Raw genomic sequence first — 14483 nt, forward strand, 5'->3', positions numbered from 1 at the left:
TCAATTTTTTGCATTGATGAATGATGAACATGATGAATGTGAAGGAGATGAATATGCTTAGGATTCGATCAATCCTCTTAGTGAGTGTAAATACTCCTAGTCGCCAGAGCAATGTTGTCAAACCTAAATACTCAAACCACACTCATATCAAAGCGCCATCTAAAAAAACAACAAAGATAATAAAAACTATGTCAAAAAGAATATTGTCAAAAAGAATATTATTGCCCATCCTTACCGCCATCAGTACCGCGTTATATAGCGCCGCTAGTAGTGCTGGCACGCCTATAGATTTTACCAGCCAAGATTGGCAAGTGGTCTGTGACAATACCCGTACTTGCAGACTGGCAGGTTATCAAGCAGACAATGATATCGAATTGCCAGTGTCTTTATTGTTGATACGCCGTGCAGGTGCCAATGCCCCAGTCGAGGCTCGGATCAAGCTTGGCGGTGCCAGAGAAAATTCTGCCAAAGCCTTAATGCAGCTGGGTAACCGCCACCGGATAGCTTTATTTATTAACGATAAAGATTATGGCGAAGCCAAGCCTTACTCGGGGACAGCGGGCTATGCAGAGTTGACCTCAGCGCAAGTCAACGCGCTATTAGAGGCCTTGAGCAAATCAAGCAAAATAGAGCTGGTTGTGCGTAATACGCGCTGGCGCTTGTCCGATAAAGGGGCGAGTGCGGTCATGCTAAAAGCAGATGAAGCACAAGGTCGAGTGGGCACAGCCAGTGCTTTTATTCGTACAGAGGGCGCAAGCAAACCCAGTAGCAGTGTTTTATCGCCTAAGTCCGCACCAGCGCTACGGATGGTGATGCCCAATCCAAAAGCCATCTCTGCTAATAAGAAAAAATTTGTCATGCGCTCATCTCAGTTATCAGAGCTGATGAAGGGTACGATCAAAGATGTCGGTAGTGACTGCCCAAGCCTATTTGATAAGTCGTCATGGAACGTCACGCGCCTAAACAGTAAGCAGCTGATCGTGCAGCATAACTGCTGGACAGCTGCTTATAATGCAGGCAAAGGGGTCTGGGTGATCAATGACACTAGACCATACGAGCCAAAGCTGATCACAACCAATGCAACCGACTATGATAAAGGTCAGATCACATCTATCCAAAAAGGTCGAGGTCTTGGCGACTGTTTGTCCAAAACGGAATGGTTATGGACGGGTAAGACTTTTGAGAAAAGCCATGAAAGCAATACCGGCCTGTGCCGTATGATTGAAGCGGGCGGTGCTTGGCAATTACCCCTATATGTCACTGATGTAAAAATATCACGTTAATATCTATATCTACAAATCTACAATGCATCATTTTTGCAGAATTTTATTTTTAAGCGCTTATGCAAAAATGTCTATATTATGAATCATGTATGGCTCATCAATGCTCATTTTATGGCTGTTTTCTACGATAATCGTAAAAACAGCTACTGATTACGATTTTGTTGTGTTATACTGCGTCGCCACGTTAGCATAGTCTAATGTGAATTATGAGATTGATAACATCGCCTGCGATTTTGGGTCTAGGATGACCGAAAGTAATTGTTGCCGATGATTTTGTGTACTTAAATAATCCTATTATTTTTGACTCATATCTTATCTACGGACCCTTGTAGGGGCTAGATTGGTTGTTATTTACCTTTATCTGCTTTGGACAAAGCATTGATATCGAGTTTTTAGCAGACAAAGATGAGACACTCGGCACTACCACCAAAATACGTCAGACAGCACGAACGCCTTTATATAATTTTGACAAGCCTTATCGGTTTGGCATGTGATTATCACGATTGTGATACTCAGATTATATAGGTAACGTGGTGAACGGTTATCAGTGGTATGCATCAAGTCTGCTGAATTTACAGCAGCTTATACTTACCAAGGATACTCATGACTGACATCTTATCTGCAATCGCTGCTGAAAACGGCATCATCGAAAACACTGACACCCCAAATACTGATACTAATAATCAAGCCGCTACTACTGACGCGACTGATGAAGATCAAGTTACCTTTGCTGACTTAGACATTGCCAAGCCGATTTTGACCGCACTTGATCGTAGTGGTTATACCAATCCAACGCCTATTCAAGCACAAGCCATTCCTTTCGCGCTACAAGGTCGTGACCTTTTATTATCAGCGCAAACAGGTAGTGGTAAAACTGCCGCGTTCGTGATCCCAGTACTTGATCGTTTAAGCCGTGCAACCAGCTTTGATAAATTAACCAAAGCCCTTATCTTAACGCCAACGCGTGAACTTGCTCAGCAAGTACATGATAGCGTCCGTACGTATTCTAAAGACATGCGTGGTCTATTTTGCGTACCTTTAGTGGGCGGCGCACCATACAATGGTCAGATCACTGCGCTGAAAAAAGGCGTTCAAGTTATCGTTGCAACACCAGGTCGTTTACTTGACCATATCAATGCAGGCCGCGTTGACTTATCAAGCCTAGAAATCTTGGTACTTGATGAAGCTGACCGTATGCTAGACATGGGTTTTGCTGATGATATCAGCGACATCCTAAAAGCGGCACCTATTAACCGTCAAACCATCATGTGTTCAGCAACTTGGGATGGTCCTGTTGGCAAAATCGCAGCCAGCTTTACCAAAAATCCTGAGCGCGTATCAATCAAAGTTGAATCTGCACACATCGAAGAAAAAGTATACTATTGTGATGATTTTGATCACAAAAACCGTTTACTTGACAAGATCGTTTGCCACAAAGATATGGAACAAATCATTATCTTTGCTGCGACCAAACGTAGTACTGAAAAATTAGCTAAACAGCTACAAGAAGCGGGTCATAAAGCCAGCTTCCTACATGGTGATTTGCCACAAAGCAAGCGTAACCGTATCGTACAAGACTTACGTAATGGCAAATGTAAAATCCTAGTAGCGACTGACGTTGCTGCTCGTGGTCTTGACGTGCCAGCTATCTCGCACGTGATCAACTATGATTTGCCGCGCCAAACGGAAGATTATGTTCACCGTATCGGTCGTTGTGGTCGTGCTGGTCGTACCGGTATTGCCATCAGCCTATGTAGCATGGATGATCGCCCACAGCTTAACGCCATCAACCGTTACTTAGATCGTAAGATGGAAGTATGTGTTATCGAAGGTATGGAAGCTAAGAAAACTTATGTACCTAGCGAAAACAAAGGCAATGGTCGCGGCCGTGGCCGTGGTCGTTCAAGCGGCGGCGGTAATGGTCAAGGCCGTGGTCGTTCAGCGGGTGGTTATGCCGGTCGTTCAACTGGCGGTGGCAATGGTCAAAGCCGTGCACGTTCAAGCGATAGCTCGGTAACTGGTCAACGCGCAAGCAATGACAGCGGTTATCAAGGTAAGCCACGTGACGCATCAGGTAAACCAAATGAGCGTTCAGGTGGCAAGCCGTATCAAGGTAAGCGTACTGGTGCTCCTAGCCGTGGTGATAGCACAGGCGTTCCACGTGGTGAGCGTGCTGCAACAGGTCGCGGTCGTCCAAGCGGTAGCCAAGGCCGTCCAGCTGGTCGTTCTGACAGCCGTGGTCAAGGTCGTCCAAACGGCGGCAACCGTGGTAACAACTCGTAATAGCCCTATCTTAAACGATTAATGGTTTTTATAATCATGCCTTAATCGTCTAAAGATATCGCAAAAAGAGCCAGATACTTGTTATCTGGCTTTTTTGTGTTTAAGGGTTTGATACTAATCTACTTTGTAGAGGTATGACCCAAATATACATGGCTATTTAACGAACCTAGCTTATCCAAACAGTGTAAAGTTAAGCTTTGTACTCGATAGCTGCTTGCAGGTATTTTTTGCCTTGTCTATACTGACAGACTTTTTCTTATCGTGTGCAGTGGAGCCATTGGATGCCTGATATCTCTTATTTAGCTATTGAAAGCTTGCCATTAGCGTTTGGCATCATTATGGCCATCATCGGTTTGGTGTTCTATACTCAAGCACTGCCGGGTAAGTTTTGGCAACGGTTTTATGCGGTACTACCGGGGATTGTACTGTGCTGCTTTATCCCTGCAACGCTAAACAGCTTAGGTGTATTCGCTGACGGTATTGGCTCACAGATTTATGGCTTTACTGCCACCTATCTATTGCCAGCCAGCTTGCTTCTAATGACCCTATCGATGGATGTACCAAAGATATTGGGATTAGGCTGGAAAGCCATTGCCATGTTCTTTGCAGCCAGTATTGCAATTATCATCAGTGGTCCGATCAGCTTAGGCATTGCCAAATGGGTGTCACCTGAGATGTTTACCGATGACACGCTATGGCGCGGTTTTTCGGCGGTTGCTGGTAGTTGGATCGGCGGCGCGGCGAACCAAGCGGCGATGAAAGAGCTGTTTGGGGTCAGTGATGATTTATTTGGGATGATGATCCTTGTCGATACCACCAATGCCTCATTATGGCTACTGGCTATTTTAGTTATGGCCAAACATAGCGCTAAGATTGATAAGTTTTTACGGGCAGATAGCAGTAGCATTGATAAGGTCATCAAAGCGGTTGAAAGCTATGAGCGTGATAATGCCCGTCCAGCAACCTTAAATGATTTGATGGTGATGTTTGGGTTGTGCTTTGCTATGGTAGGGGTGGCACACTTTATTGGTGGGCAGATTGCAGGATTCTTTGCTCCTTATAGCTGGGCGGTACAGTACAGTTTTGCCAGCGCCTTCTTTTGGATGGTGGTGATCATTACTATCATAGGGGTCATCTTTTCTTTCACCAAAATCCGTAGACTCGACCATGTTGGTGCGTCCAAAGTCGGCACCGTCTTTATCTTTGTGCTGATTGCGGCGATCGGTATGCAAATCAATCTGGCTGGTATTGTCTCGCAGTGGCGACTGCTACTGATTGGTTTGCTGTGGATGAGTATCCATGTGGTGTTGATATTTATTTTTGCCAGAATCATCCGTGCGCCATTTTTCTTTTTGGCCGTAGGCTCAAATGCCAATACGGGCGGTGCATCATCAGCGCCCATTGTTGCTACAGCCTTTCATCCATCACTTGCCCCTGTGGGTGTATTTTTGGGGATTTTAGGCTATGCGGTAGGGACATTTGGCGGCTATATCAGTACGCAGCTGATGCGACTAGCGGTAGGTTAAAAAGGCTTAAGTTATCGATATTGAATATCTGTTGCAAAAAACCCGCTTAAGGCGGGTTTTAATTTACTGACGTAGTGAGCATTTTCAAATGAAGCTTATTATTAAAACCAGCTAAAAACAGCATTTTATTCTCAGTATGGCTGTCACTGTTTTTACGATAGCCGTGTTACGAGTACTTGGCTATATAGGTTCTCGTAACCGCCGCCCATGCGTACGCCGCGCACGGGAGCGGCGTCTAAATAATCGCGCCCGATAGCGACATAGACATGAGAGCTTGGCTGAAATAACTGGTTTGAGATATCAAAGGTATACCAATAGCCGTCTAGCCACGCTTCTGCCCAAGCATGACTTGCCATGTGATTCTCGGTGTCATCATAGAGATATCCGGACACATAACGCGCTGGTATATTCTGATCACGGCAACAACCTAAGAATACATGAGTATGGTCTTGGCATACGCCAGCACCAGTAGCAAACGCTTCAGCCGCCGTTGTCCCAACATGGGTCATATCTTTTATAAATGGCATTTTTATGATGAGCGCATTGGCCATTGCTTTTAGAGTGTCATGCGTGGGATTGTTTAAATAAGGTGCCGCAAATTCACGCATCGCCTCTGAGCATTCTGTTAAGGGGGTTTGGACGGTGAACAGTAAGTAGGGGACATGCGCCATATCTTCTAGGCGCTCAGTTTCGGTGTTGATTTCGACGATTCCTGATGCCTGCATCTGTAAGTTATTGTGCGCCTCATTTCGGCTGAGGGTTAGCCAGTCATTACCAAAGCCGTCTTTTTGATTGGTTGCTACTTTGGGCAACATGACATCCCATTTATGAATGATTTGATGCGGCAGCTGCATGGGCGTCATACGTATATACTGTACGCTGCGCTGAGCCAAATCATCATAGTAATAATTGGTTTGATGGCTGATTTGAAGTTTCATAATATCATCCTATGATCTCGTCTAATGTTTTGTATTCATCACCCTATGCTGATGTTCTAGCGCCACACTAGACGCCTTGCTTCAGTATGATACTGAACTCTTGGCTGATGAGCGTAAAGTCACTAAATTGCTTTGATCGGATCATCTGATTGGTCAAACGTATTAGCTCCCGCCAGCGCGTGTTCTCTGGCAATTTGTTGATCCAGTGCTTAAATTCAAGGCTTGCTGCCATTGAATCCTCATTTAACAAGACAGCGCGCTCTAAACGCTCAAAATGCCGTCCCAATTGCCAAAAGCAAACGACCGTTACATGCTCCTGTGCCATAGCAGCATTGCAGGCATATAATTGTAAGGTGGCTGCCCGATAAGTGCCTGCGCTTGAGAGGCGTTTGATTAAATTGTATAGCTCAGCCGTATCTTTACCGATCACGCCCTTGGCCTCTTGGACATTGGTCTCAATAGATTGAATCACGCTTGGAATGATATTTTGTGTTAAGTCAGTCATCATTTGCGCCTTCATCGTCTTTAGTGATTCATTGGCATCAGCTGCAAAGCCTAGATGAGCAACTAGATGCTGTATCTGGGATTTTTTGAGATCGCCTTTGATCAGCTGCTTCATAACGTCGTCATAATAATAGAGGCGCTCACTGTATCTGCCGAGCCAAATGAGATGGCTGGCTGTGGATAGCAGTAGTATCATCGGTGCATCATCCAGATCTTCATAGCCTGCCTCTGTAGGCTGTACGCGATCGTAATAATTGGCATGGCCGTTATTATTGGTATCGGTTGATACGCGATTGGACTTATCAGGATGCTGATTGTCCGAGGCGATTTTGGTAGAGGTAGGCAGGCTTTTTTGGTTGAGCTTATCATGTACACTACTGTCGTCAATCACCCAAGTGTCTTTGATGCCGCCACCTTGTGATGAGTTGACGACTAGAGAGCCTTCAACCATCGCCACACGGGTTAGGCCGCCCGGTACGATATCTACTGAGCCATCGCCATGGCTTAAGATAAAGGGGCGTAAGTCGATATGACGCGGCGCAATACCGTCATTGACAGCAGTAGGGTTGGTAGATAAAGAAATCGTCGGCTGGGCGATAAAGCCGATTGGGTTTGCAAGTAAGCGTTTTCGGTACTCCTCAATCTCCTGCTTGGTTGAGGTTGGCCCAATGAGCATCCCGTAGCCACCTGAGCCCTGAGTTTCTTTTACCACGAGTTTGTCTAGATTATCCAGTACATACTGCAGCTCATCAGGCTTACGGCACTGATAGGTTTGAATATTAGGCAAAATAGGTTTTTCACCCAAATAAAATTCAATCATATCCGGTACAAATGGATACAGACTCTTATCATCAGCAACGCCTGTACCCGGTGCATTGACGATGACCACATTGCCTGCACGGTAAGCACTCATCAGTCCGGACACGCCCAAAATAGAATCTGAGCGAAAGGCTAATGGGTCAATATAAGGGTCATCAATACGGCGATAAATGATATCGACTTGTACCTTGCCGCGAATACCTTGCATATAGACCTTGCTGTCTTCAACCACTAAGTCATAACCATGTACCAAGGGTACATTCATCTCATGTGCTAAAAAGGCATGCTCATAATAGGCACTGTTAAAGCGACCTGGGGTTAAGATGGCAATCTGTGGGTCGTATTTGCTGGTTGAGCTGGCAAGACAGGCTTTGAGGCGTTTTGGATAGTCACTGACATCTAAGATAGGGGTATGCGCAAACAAATCGGACAGCAGCGTCTCTGATATATTACGACTCTCAAGCATGTAAGAGACGCCAGAGGGCGTGCGCAGATTATCCTCTAATACACAAAATCGGCCGCTTTCATCACGAATAAGGTCAATACCACTGATATGCGAGTAGATAGGCTTGTCAAGCTCAATTCCCATCATCCACGGCTCATAACAGCCACTTGCATAGACGTAGCTGGCCGGGACGACACCAGCTTTCATGATGGCTTGATCGTGATAGATATCATGCAAAAAAGCATTTAAAGCGGTGATACGCTGCTTACAACCCGCCTCAATCTGCTGCCACTCACTTGCCGCAATGATACGCGGGATAATATCAAACGGTATCATACGCTCGATATTTTTGGCATCGCTATAAACGGTGAAAGTGACACCTTTTCGATAAAAGATGTTCTCTGCTTGCTCATTAAGATGGCTAAGCGCATCATTATTGATATTATCTAGCCAGTCACCAACTGCTTGTGCTACAGGACGGTACTGGTCATTATTGATTTTTAATTCATCAAAGCATTCTGGTTTTTCTTTGGACGTTATCGCTGTATGTTTTGTCGTATTTGAAGCGCTGGCCTTGGCCGCCGCCTTATTGGCAGTCGATGTCTGTATCGGGTTTTTAGTGTTTTCTGTGCCCTGAGTTTGAGTGTTTTCTGTGCCCTGAGTTTGAGGGTAGCTTTGAGACTGATGTTGGGACTGAGTCGATTCTTTATTCATAAATACCTCACGCATCCTTGGTAAAGTTATTGTTATGATAGTCAGACTGGTATGGCAATCCATCCGCTATATAGCCCATGTCTTACATTCACTATACCGTGTCTATCGATGAATGCACAATGAGTGTTTATTATTTTGGGGTTACTCCTTTAGGGTTGCTATGGGCATTATCATAAGAGCCGGACAAGATTTGATTGATATAAAATTCTTATAGATAAATACAATCCATCATTTGATAATAATGAAATAAACGATTTGAACACGTCTATCTATTAAGGAAATAACCATGTTTAGTATGATAAAAGACTGGCGCGAGCAGCGTATATTGGATAATAGCGAATTTACCCATAATGATTGGATGCAAGCGGCTCAGCGGATTGTGATACTTGATAGGTTAAATCAGGAGGAGCTAACACGGTTATTTGAGCTAGCGACATTGTTTTTGGACGATAAATCTATTAACGGCGCGCAAGGTTTTGAGATTACGGATGCTGCTAGACAATCTATTGCCTTACAAGCCTGTCTACCGATCTTAAACCTAGGGCTTGAATGGTACGCTGGCTGGTCATCGATAATCATTTATCCTGGTTCATACAAAAGTGACACCACTACCATAGATGAGTTCGGTATCGTCCATGAGGGTACTCAACATCGTAGCGGTGAAGCATGGCAGCGCGGACCTGTCATATTGTCATGGAAGGACGCTAAGCATTCGGGCGAGCGTGATGGGCATAATGTGGTCATTCATGAGTTTGTCCATAAGATTGATATGCTAAACGGCCGCGCCAATGGTTTTCCGCCGCTGCAAGCTGATATGGATCCTGCTCGTTGGACTGAGATTATGACACGAGATTTTGAAGATTTTCAGACCCACCGCAAGTCAGGACTTGATCGTTATGGCGCGACCAATCCAGCGGAGTTCTTTGCGGTACTGAGTGAAGTGTTTTTTGAAACACCGCAGAAATTGGTAGAGGCTTATCCTGATATTTATGAGCTGATGGTAAAGTTATTTCGTCAGACGCCGATGTGAATGAAAACTACCTCGGTAGAGGTTATTAGAAAAAACCCACTTATGAGCACATAGCTATTATGAAAAAATCGCTAATTTTAACTTGCACTTTACTACTCACGCATACGGTACAAGCAAGCTTCCCCTCTGAAATTAAATCTAAAACAGACTCTATCCATGCACCCTCACAACATCCTAAAGAGTTACAAAAATTAGGAGTTTATATCGATTCAACCCTAGATGCTGTGCAAAATGTCTCTGATAATAATGAGGATTTGTGTTCAACCCAATCAGTTTTTGCTTTTAATGTTATGAAAATGAGACAAAAAGGGGTGGATTATAGCGATATTTATCATTTAATGAATATAAATAACAAAGCAGACTTAACGATAAAAGGCATAGCTAAATTAGAGAGTTATAAAGGCGTTTTTGAGGAAGCTTATAAGTATCCAATATATACAAGCAAAGAGGATAAGGGTACTGCTACTACCTTGTATATGACTTATAAAAACCATCAATGTTTACTCAGTTTATAGATTGTTTCAGGGAATTTTTTAGTCGCTGACTTATAAGATGTTTAATAGTTTAAAATATTAAACATGAAGTAATAAAAAAGGGCGGTGCATCACAAACGATGCATTGCCCTTTTTTATTTTAAATGCGTTACGTCCCACTATGATAAAGATAAAAGCAGGCTGTTTATTGATAAAAGTGTGCACTCACAGTCAAAAACTCTGCACTGTCAGTCAATCTATTTGCTAACAACCTCGTTATAGTAAAAAAGCTTGGTCATTAGGATGGATGACAGGCAAGCAAAGAATGAGTGTAACTGTTTAAGTATTAACAGCCACATTGGACGCTATATTTTACAGAGCCACTCATATCTTCTGATATAAATTTCTAGACAGGGAGTCTCACATGAGCCACGCTCACACTTCAATTGATCCTATCACCTTGTCCGTCGTACGTGGTGCCTTAGAAACGGCACAGCGCGAGATGACGACAACCTTAGAAAAAACCGCCCGCTCTAGTGTCTTTAACCTCGCTCACGATTACAGTAATGCTTTGTTTGATCATTTGCCTGAGATGATTTTGCAGGGTCAGGACATTCCTATTCATCTAGGCTCACTCATGCCAGCTATGAAAGCCGTTGCCGAATATTATGGTGATGACATTCATGAAGGCGACGTTATTTATCATAATGATCCGGTGATGATGGGCAGTCATATCCTAGATTGCTGTATGTACAAGCCTGTATTTTATAAAGGCGAGTTGGTATTTTGGACAGTATGTAAAGGTCATGTCACTGATATCGGTGGCCCTGTACCAGCAGGCTATAATCCAGATGCCAAAGAGATATACGCCGAAGGCTTGCGCATTCCACCTATCAAAATATGGGAAAAAGGCGTTAGACGTCGTGATGTTATCAACTTAATCCATAGCAACATGCGCTCTCGTCGTAACCAAGAAGGCGACCTTAATGCGCAGTATGGTGCTTGTGCGGTTGGTGAACGTAATATGATCGCGCTGTTAGACAAGTATGGCGTAGAGACCGTCCGTGCGGCGATTGAAGAGCTAAAGAATATGGCTGATACCCATATGCGCTCATTGATCTCATCTATCCCAGATGGCCAGTATCATGGTGAAGCGGTATTAGAAGATTCGGGGCACGGTCTGGGTGATTTGACCATCAGCGCTGATATTAAGATTAAAGACAGCGATGTACATATTAAAATCACCAGTCCACCGCAAGTGCCTTACTTTATTAACTCTTATGCTGGTAACTCGATGTCTGGTGTACTACTAGGCCTGATGATGTTTGCGCAAGTCGATCCGCCGTACAACGAAGGGTTGTATCGCTGTGTCACGGTAGACTTGGGCGAGCATGGCACGCTTTGTAATGCCAAAGAACCTGCCCCTCATGTCAACTGTACCACCACGCCGATGGAAACCTTAACCGATGCCGTGCGTATGGCGTTTGAAGATGCAGCGCCAGATCGAGTGATTGCTTCTTGGGGTCATGCGTCAGGTATCAATATCTCAGGTATTGACCCAAAAACAGGGGAACAATACGTCACGATGATTTTAGCTTCGATCATCTCTGGTGCCGGCGCGACTCAGCAAATGGATGGCTGGCATGCTTGCGGTCCTTTATGCTGCTTTGGTGCATTAAGCTCCGGTGATATTGAGCTACTAGAGTATCAATATCCTATTTTGATTCATAAGTATGGCTTGGCAGAAGACAGTGGCGGCGCTGGCGAGTATCGCGGCGGCTGCGGCACGGTATGGGAAGTTGAGCCGTTAGGTCATGAGATGACGGTAGTTGCCTTTGGTGAAGGCCGTGAGCATCCAACGATGGGCGCTGCTGGTGCGGAGCAAATCTCACCTGAGCTCAAATTAGGACGCTTAGAGATTATCCATAAGGGCGGTGTCACTGATTTATATAAGCAAAATACTGTCACTGAAATCCAGCCGGGTGACCGTGCGCGTAATACCAATCCTGGTGGTGGCGGCTATGGTAGCTCATTTGCGCGCTCGATACCCGCAGTATTAAAAGATGTAGAAGAAAGAATCATATCAGTGGCAGCAGCTAAGACTGAATATGGGGTGGTTATTGACCCACAAACGCTGACAGTCAATGAAGCAGAGACGGATGCTTTACGTCGTCATTTGCAGCGCCAGCAGTTGAAGTTAACAGCATAAAACTACAAACCACCTGATATTAAATAACTTGAGTTAAGGATGACTGATGAAAAATGATTTCCGTATTGGAGTCGATGCTGGCGGGACGTTTACTGACTTTGTTTTGGCCGAAAAAAGTGGCCATGTCCATCTATTCAAAGCACCTTCTACCCCTGAAGATGGCACTTTGGCTATTGCTAATGGTTTACAGCAAATCGCCACCCAGTTTGACCGTCCTATTGAAGACATTATCCAAGCCTGTGACCTATGCATCAATGGTACGACCGTCGCGCTAAACGCCTTGATTCAGATGAAAGGGGTAAAGGTTGGTCTGTTATGTACGGCAGGCCATGAGGACAGTATCGAGATACGCTTAGGGCATAAAGAAGAAGGGCATCGCTATGATGCCAGCTATCCGCCAGCACCGCAAATCGCCACCCGTGATCGTCGCTTTCCTATTCGAGGCCGTATCTTAGCTGATGGTACTGAACACGAGCCGCTAAATGAGCAAGATATCCTTGATGCGATTAAAGTGTTAAAGCAGCAAGACGTTCAGGCAGTTGCTATCTCCTTCGTCTGGTCTATTCGTAATACTCAGCACGAACAGCGCGCTAAAGAGCTGGTTGAAGAGCATATGCCAGGGGTGTTCGTCTGCTGTGGTAGTGATGTATATCCACAGATTAAAGAATATACGCGTACCTCAACTACCTTAGTGAATGCCTATTTAAGCCCAGTTATGGCATCTTATGTCCATAAGATTGACGATTACTTTAAGGCATTAGGCGCTGAGCAGCCCGTGCGTTACTTCCAGTCTAATGGCGGGCTTGCAGTTGGTAGTATCATGCGAGAACGTGCAGTCAATGCTATTAACTCAGGACCAGCGTCAGCGCCGCAAGCAGGCCTGTATATTGCTAGCCCGTTTGGGATTGACGATATTATCACAGTCGACATGGGCGGTACGTCTTTTGACATTACCATGGCAAAATCAGGCAGAACCAGCCTTAACCGCGATATTGATTTTCTACGTAATCGTATTGGCGTACCTATGATTCATGTAGAGACATTAGGGGCGGGCGGTGGCTCTATTGGCCATGTTAATACCTTTGGTATGCTAGAGGTCGGCCCTCAGAGTGCTGGTGCGACGCCTGGACCGGCATGTTATGGTAAAGGTGGTGACTTGCCAACCGTCACAGACGCAAACTTGGTACTCGGCTATCTACAGCCGAATGCGGTGTTAGGCGGTAGTGTGACCTTAGACAAAGATAAAGCAGTACAATCGGTGCAAACGCACATCGCTGATCCGCTAAACATCGAGTTAGATCATGCCGCATTCGGTATCAGTGCTATCGTTAACCAAAACATGTCTAATGCCATTCGCCGTATTACTATCGAAAAAGGCTATGACCCTCGGGACTTTGCGCTAGTCTGCGCAGGCGGTGCGGCTGGCATGCATATTATTGCTTTGGCCGAGGAGATGGGTATTGGTACGGTTTTAATACCAAAAATCGCATCTTGCCTCTGTGCCTTTGGTCAGATTATCTCTGATATCAAGTATAACTACTTGGCGACACAAATGATGATCCTTGCGCCAGAGGTAGAGTTGCAAGCACTCAATACCAAGTTACAAGAGCTTGAAGCGCAAGGTGTGCAAAAACTGTTAGAAGATGGCTTTACAGATGAAGATATCACTATCGAACGTACCATGGAGATGCGCTATGTTGGTCAGGTGCATGAATGTAACGTGCTGATACCGAATGGTAAGCTCGATGCGGATAGCGTCAGCACCATTTTAGAATTGTTCCATCATCGCCATCGTGAACTTTATACTTATGATGAGCGTGATAGTCACGTCGAGCTGGTCAACATTGAGGTATCGGTAATTGGTAAAATCAGTAAGCCAAAACTACCGAGCCTTGTGCCGCAGGAAGGGGATATCAGTAATGCTAAAACGGGTAGCCGTGAGATGCTGTTTGATCAGTCCTATGACTGGATTGATACGCCTATCTATGACGGTGAGAAATTCGGTGCTGGTGCATTGGTCACAGGCCCTGCGCTTATCCAAGAGCCAACCACTACTGTGGTCATTAAAAATGGCTGGCAAGCAGAGCTGCATGAGACTGGCACTTATAAGCTGACTCGAGCAGCATAAAGCAAGTCTATAAAAGCAGGTTATAAAGAAAAACCAACTCAAGGCTTCAGGCATTAAGTACTCTTTAATGCCTGAAGCCTTTTTTATTTTATGATATAAAAGAGGATTATTGATGAATAACTGATAGGATA

At 44.8% G+C, this 14483-nt stretch carries 10 protein-coding genes and 1 pseudogene; 8 read left to right on the top strand and 3 right to left on the bottom strand.

Features of this window, described 5'->3' with window-relative positions; translation table 11 throughout:
* The first annotated feature begins 188 nt into the window (after positions 1-188).
* The 4 genes from ABYU67_RS05510 (at position 189) to ABYU67_RS05525 (ending at position 5092) form a co-directional block, all read left to right on the top strand.
* Positions 189-1283 carry a DUF1176 domain-containing protein gene (locus ABYU67_RS05510; RefSeq protein ID WP_372844007.1) on the top strand — a complete coding sequence of 365 codons (1095 nt, stop codon included), beginning with the start codon at positions 189-191 and terminating at the stop codon, positions 1281-1283.
* Positions 1284-1627: 344 nt separating this feature from the next.
* Positions 1628-1777, top strand: a complete 150-nt coding sequence (locus ABYU67_RS05515) for a hypothetical protein (RefSeq protein WP_372844008.1) — start codon at positions 1628-1630, stop codon at positions 1775-1777.
* Between the two features lie 109 nt (positions 1778-1886).
* Positions 1887-3566, top strand: coding sequence for a DEAD/DEAH box helicase (locus ABYU67_RS05520; RefSeq protein WP_372844009.1), 1680 nt, complete (start codon positions 1887-1889; stop codon positions 3564-3566).
* Positions 3567-3847: 281 nt separating this feature from the next.
* The gene (locus ABYU67_RS05525) at positions 3848-5092 is read left to right on the top strand and encodes a DUF819 domain-containing protein (RefSeq protein WP_372844010.1); all 1245 of its coding nucleotides are present in this window, start codon (positions 3848-3850) and stop codon (positions 5090-5092) included.
* Between the two features lie 152 nt (positions 5093-5244).
* Here ABYU67_RS05525 and ABYU67_RS05530 read toward each other — a convergent pair whose 3' ends face one another.
* From ABYU67_RS05530 to ABYU67_RS05540, 3 genes and pseudogenes are all read right to left on the bottom strand, one after another.
* A complete protein-coding gene (locus ABYU67_RS05530; RefSeq protein WP_372844011.1) occupies positions 5245-6030 on the bottom strand; it encodes a transglutaminase domain-containing protein in 786 nt (261 codons plus the stop codon).
* A gap of 67 nt (positions 6031-6097) precedes the next feature.
* Positions 6098-6730, bottom strand: a complete 633-nt coding sequence (locus tag ABYU67_RS05535; RefSeq protein ID WP_372844017.1) for an alpha-E domain-containing protein — start codon at positions 6728-6730, stop codon at positions 6098-6100.
* A 183-nt stretch (positions 6731-6913) separates the two neighbouring features.
* Positions 6914-8512 (bottom strand): annotated as a pseudogene (locus ABYU67_RS05540) (circularly permuted type 2 ATP-grasp protein); the annotation flags it as partial.
* A 286-nt stretch (positions 8513-8798) separates the two neighbouring features.
* On the opposite strand from ABYU67_RS05540, the gene ABYU67_RS05545 reads away from it, so the two are divergent.
* From ABYU67_RS05545 to ABYU67_RS05560, 4 genes are all read left to right on the top strand, one after another.
* The gene (locus ABYU67_RS05545; protein WP_372844012.1) at positions 8799-9542 is read left to right on the top strand and encodes a zinc-dependent peptidase; all 744 of its coding nucleotides are present in this window, start codon (positions 8799-8801) and stop codon (positions 9540-9542) included.
* Between the two features lie 59 nt (positions 9543-9601).
* Positions 9602-10057 (top strand): hypothetical protein, encoded by a 456-nt coding sequence (locus ABYU67_RS05550; protein ID WP_372844013.1) that lies wholly within the window; start codon positions 9602-9604, stop codon positions 10055-10057.
* Between the two features lie 382 nt (positions 10058-10439).
* Positions 10440-12224, top strand: a complete 1785-nt coding sequence (locus tag ABYU67_RS05555; protein WP_372844014.1) for a hydantoinase B/oxoprolinase family protein — start codon at positions 10440-10442, stop codon at positions 12222-12224.
* A gap of 46 nt (positions 12225-12270) precedes the next feature.
* Positions 12271-14352: a hydantoinase/oxoprolinase family protein gene (locus ABYU67_RS05560; RefSeq protein ID WP_372844015.1), complete on the top strand. Its 2082-nt coding sequence runs from the start codon at positions 12271-12273 to the stop codon at positions 14350-14352.
* Positions 14353-14483 lie beyond the last annotated feature (131 nt).

This window comes from Psychrobacter sp. (assembly GCF_041554015.1).
Classification (GTDB): Bacteria; Pseudomonadota; Gammaproteobacteria; order Pseudomonadales; family Moraxellaceae; genus Psychrobacter.

Bases quoted from the DNA above. Each gene is read 5' to 3' on its own strand.
- ABYU67_RS05510 (WP_372844007.1), top strand. From the start codon at position 189: ATGTCAAAAAGAATATTGTCAAAAAGAATATTATTGCCCATCCTTACC.
- ABYU67_RS05520 (WP_372844009.1), top strand. From the start codon at position 1,887: ATGACTGACATCTTATCTGCAATCGCTGCTGAAAACGGCATCATCGAA.
- ABYU67_RS05525 (WP_372844010.1), top strand. From the start codon at position 3,848: ATGCCTGATATCTCTTATTTAGCTATTGAAAGCTTGCCATTAGCGTTT.
- ABYU67_RS05530 (WP_372844011.1), bottom strand. From the start codon at position 6,030: ATGAAACTTCAAATCAGCCATCAAACCAATTATTACTATGATGATTTG.
- ABYU67_RS05535 (WP_372844017.1), bottom strand. From the start codon at position 6,730: ATGATACTACTGCTATCCACAGCCAGCCATCTCATTTGGCTCGGCAGA.
- ABYU67_RS05545 (WP_372844012.1), top strand. From the start codon at position 8,799: ATGTTTAGTATGATAAAAGACTGGCGCGAGCAGCGTATATTGGATAAT.
- ABYU67_RS05550 (WP_372844013.1), top strand. From the start codon at position 9,602: ATGAAAAAATCGCTAATTTTAACTTGCACTTTACTACTCACGCATACG.
- ABYU67_RS05555 (WP_372844014.1), top strand. From the start codon at position 10,440: ATGAGCCACGCTCACACTTCAATTGATCCTATCACCTTGTCCGTCGTA.
- ABYU67_RS05560 (WP_372844015.1), top strand. From the start codon at position 12,271: ATGAAAAATGATTTCCGTATTGGAGTCGATGCTGGCGGGACGTTTACT.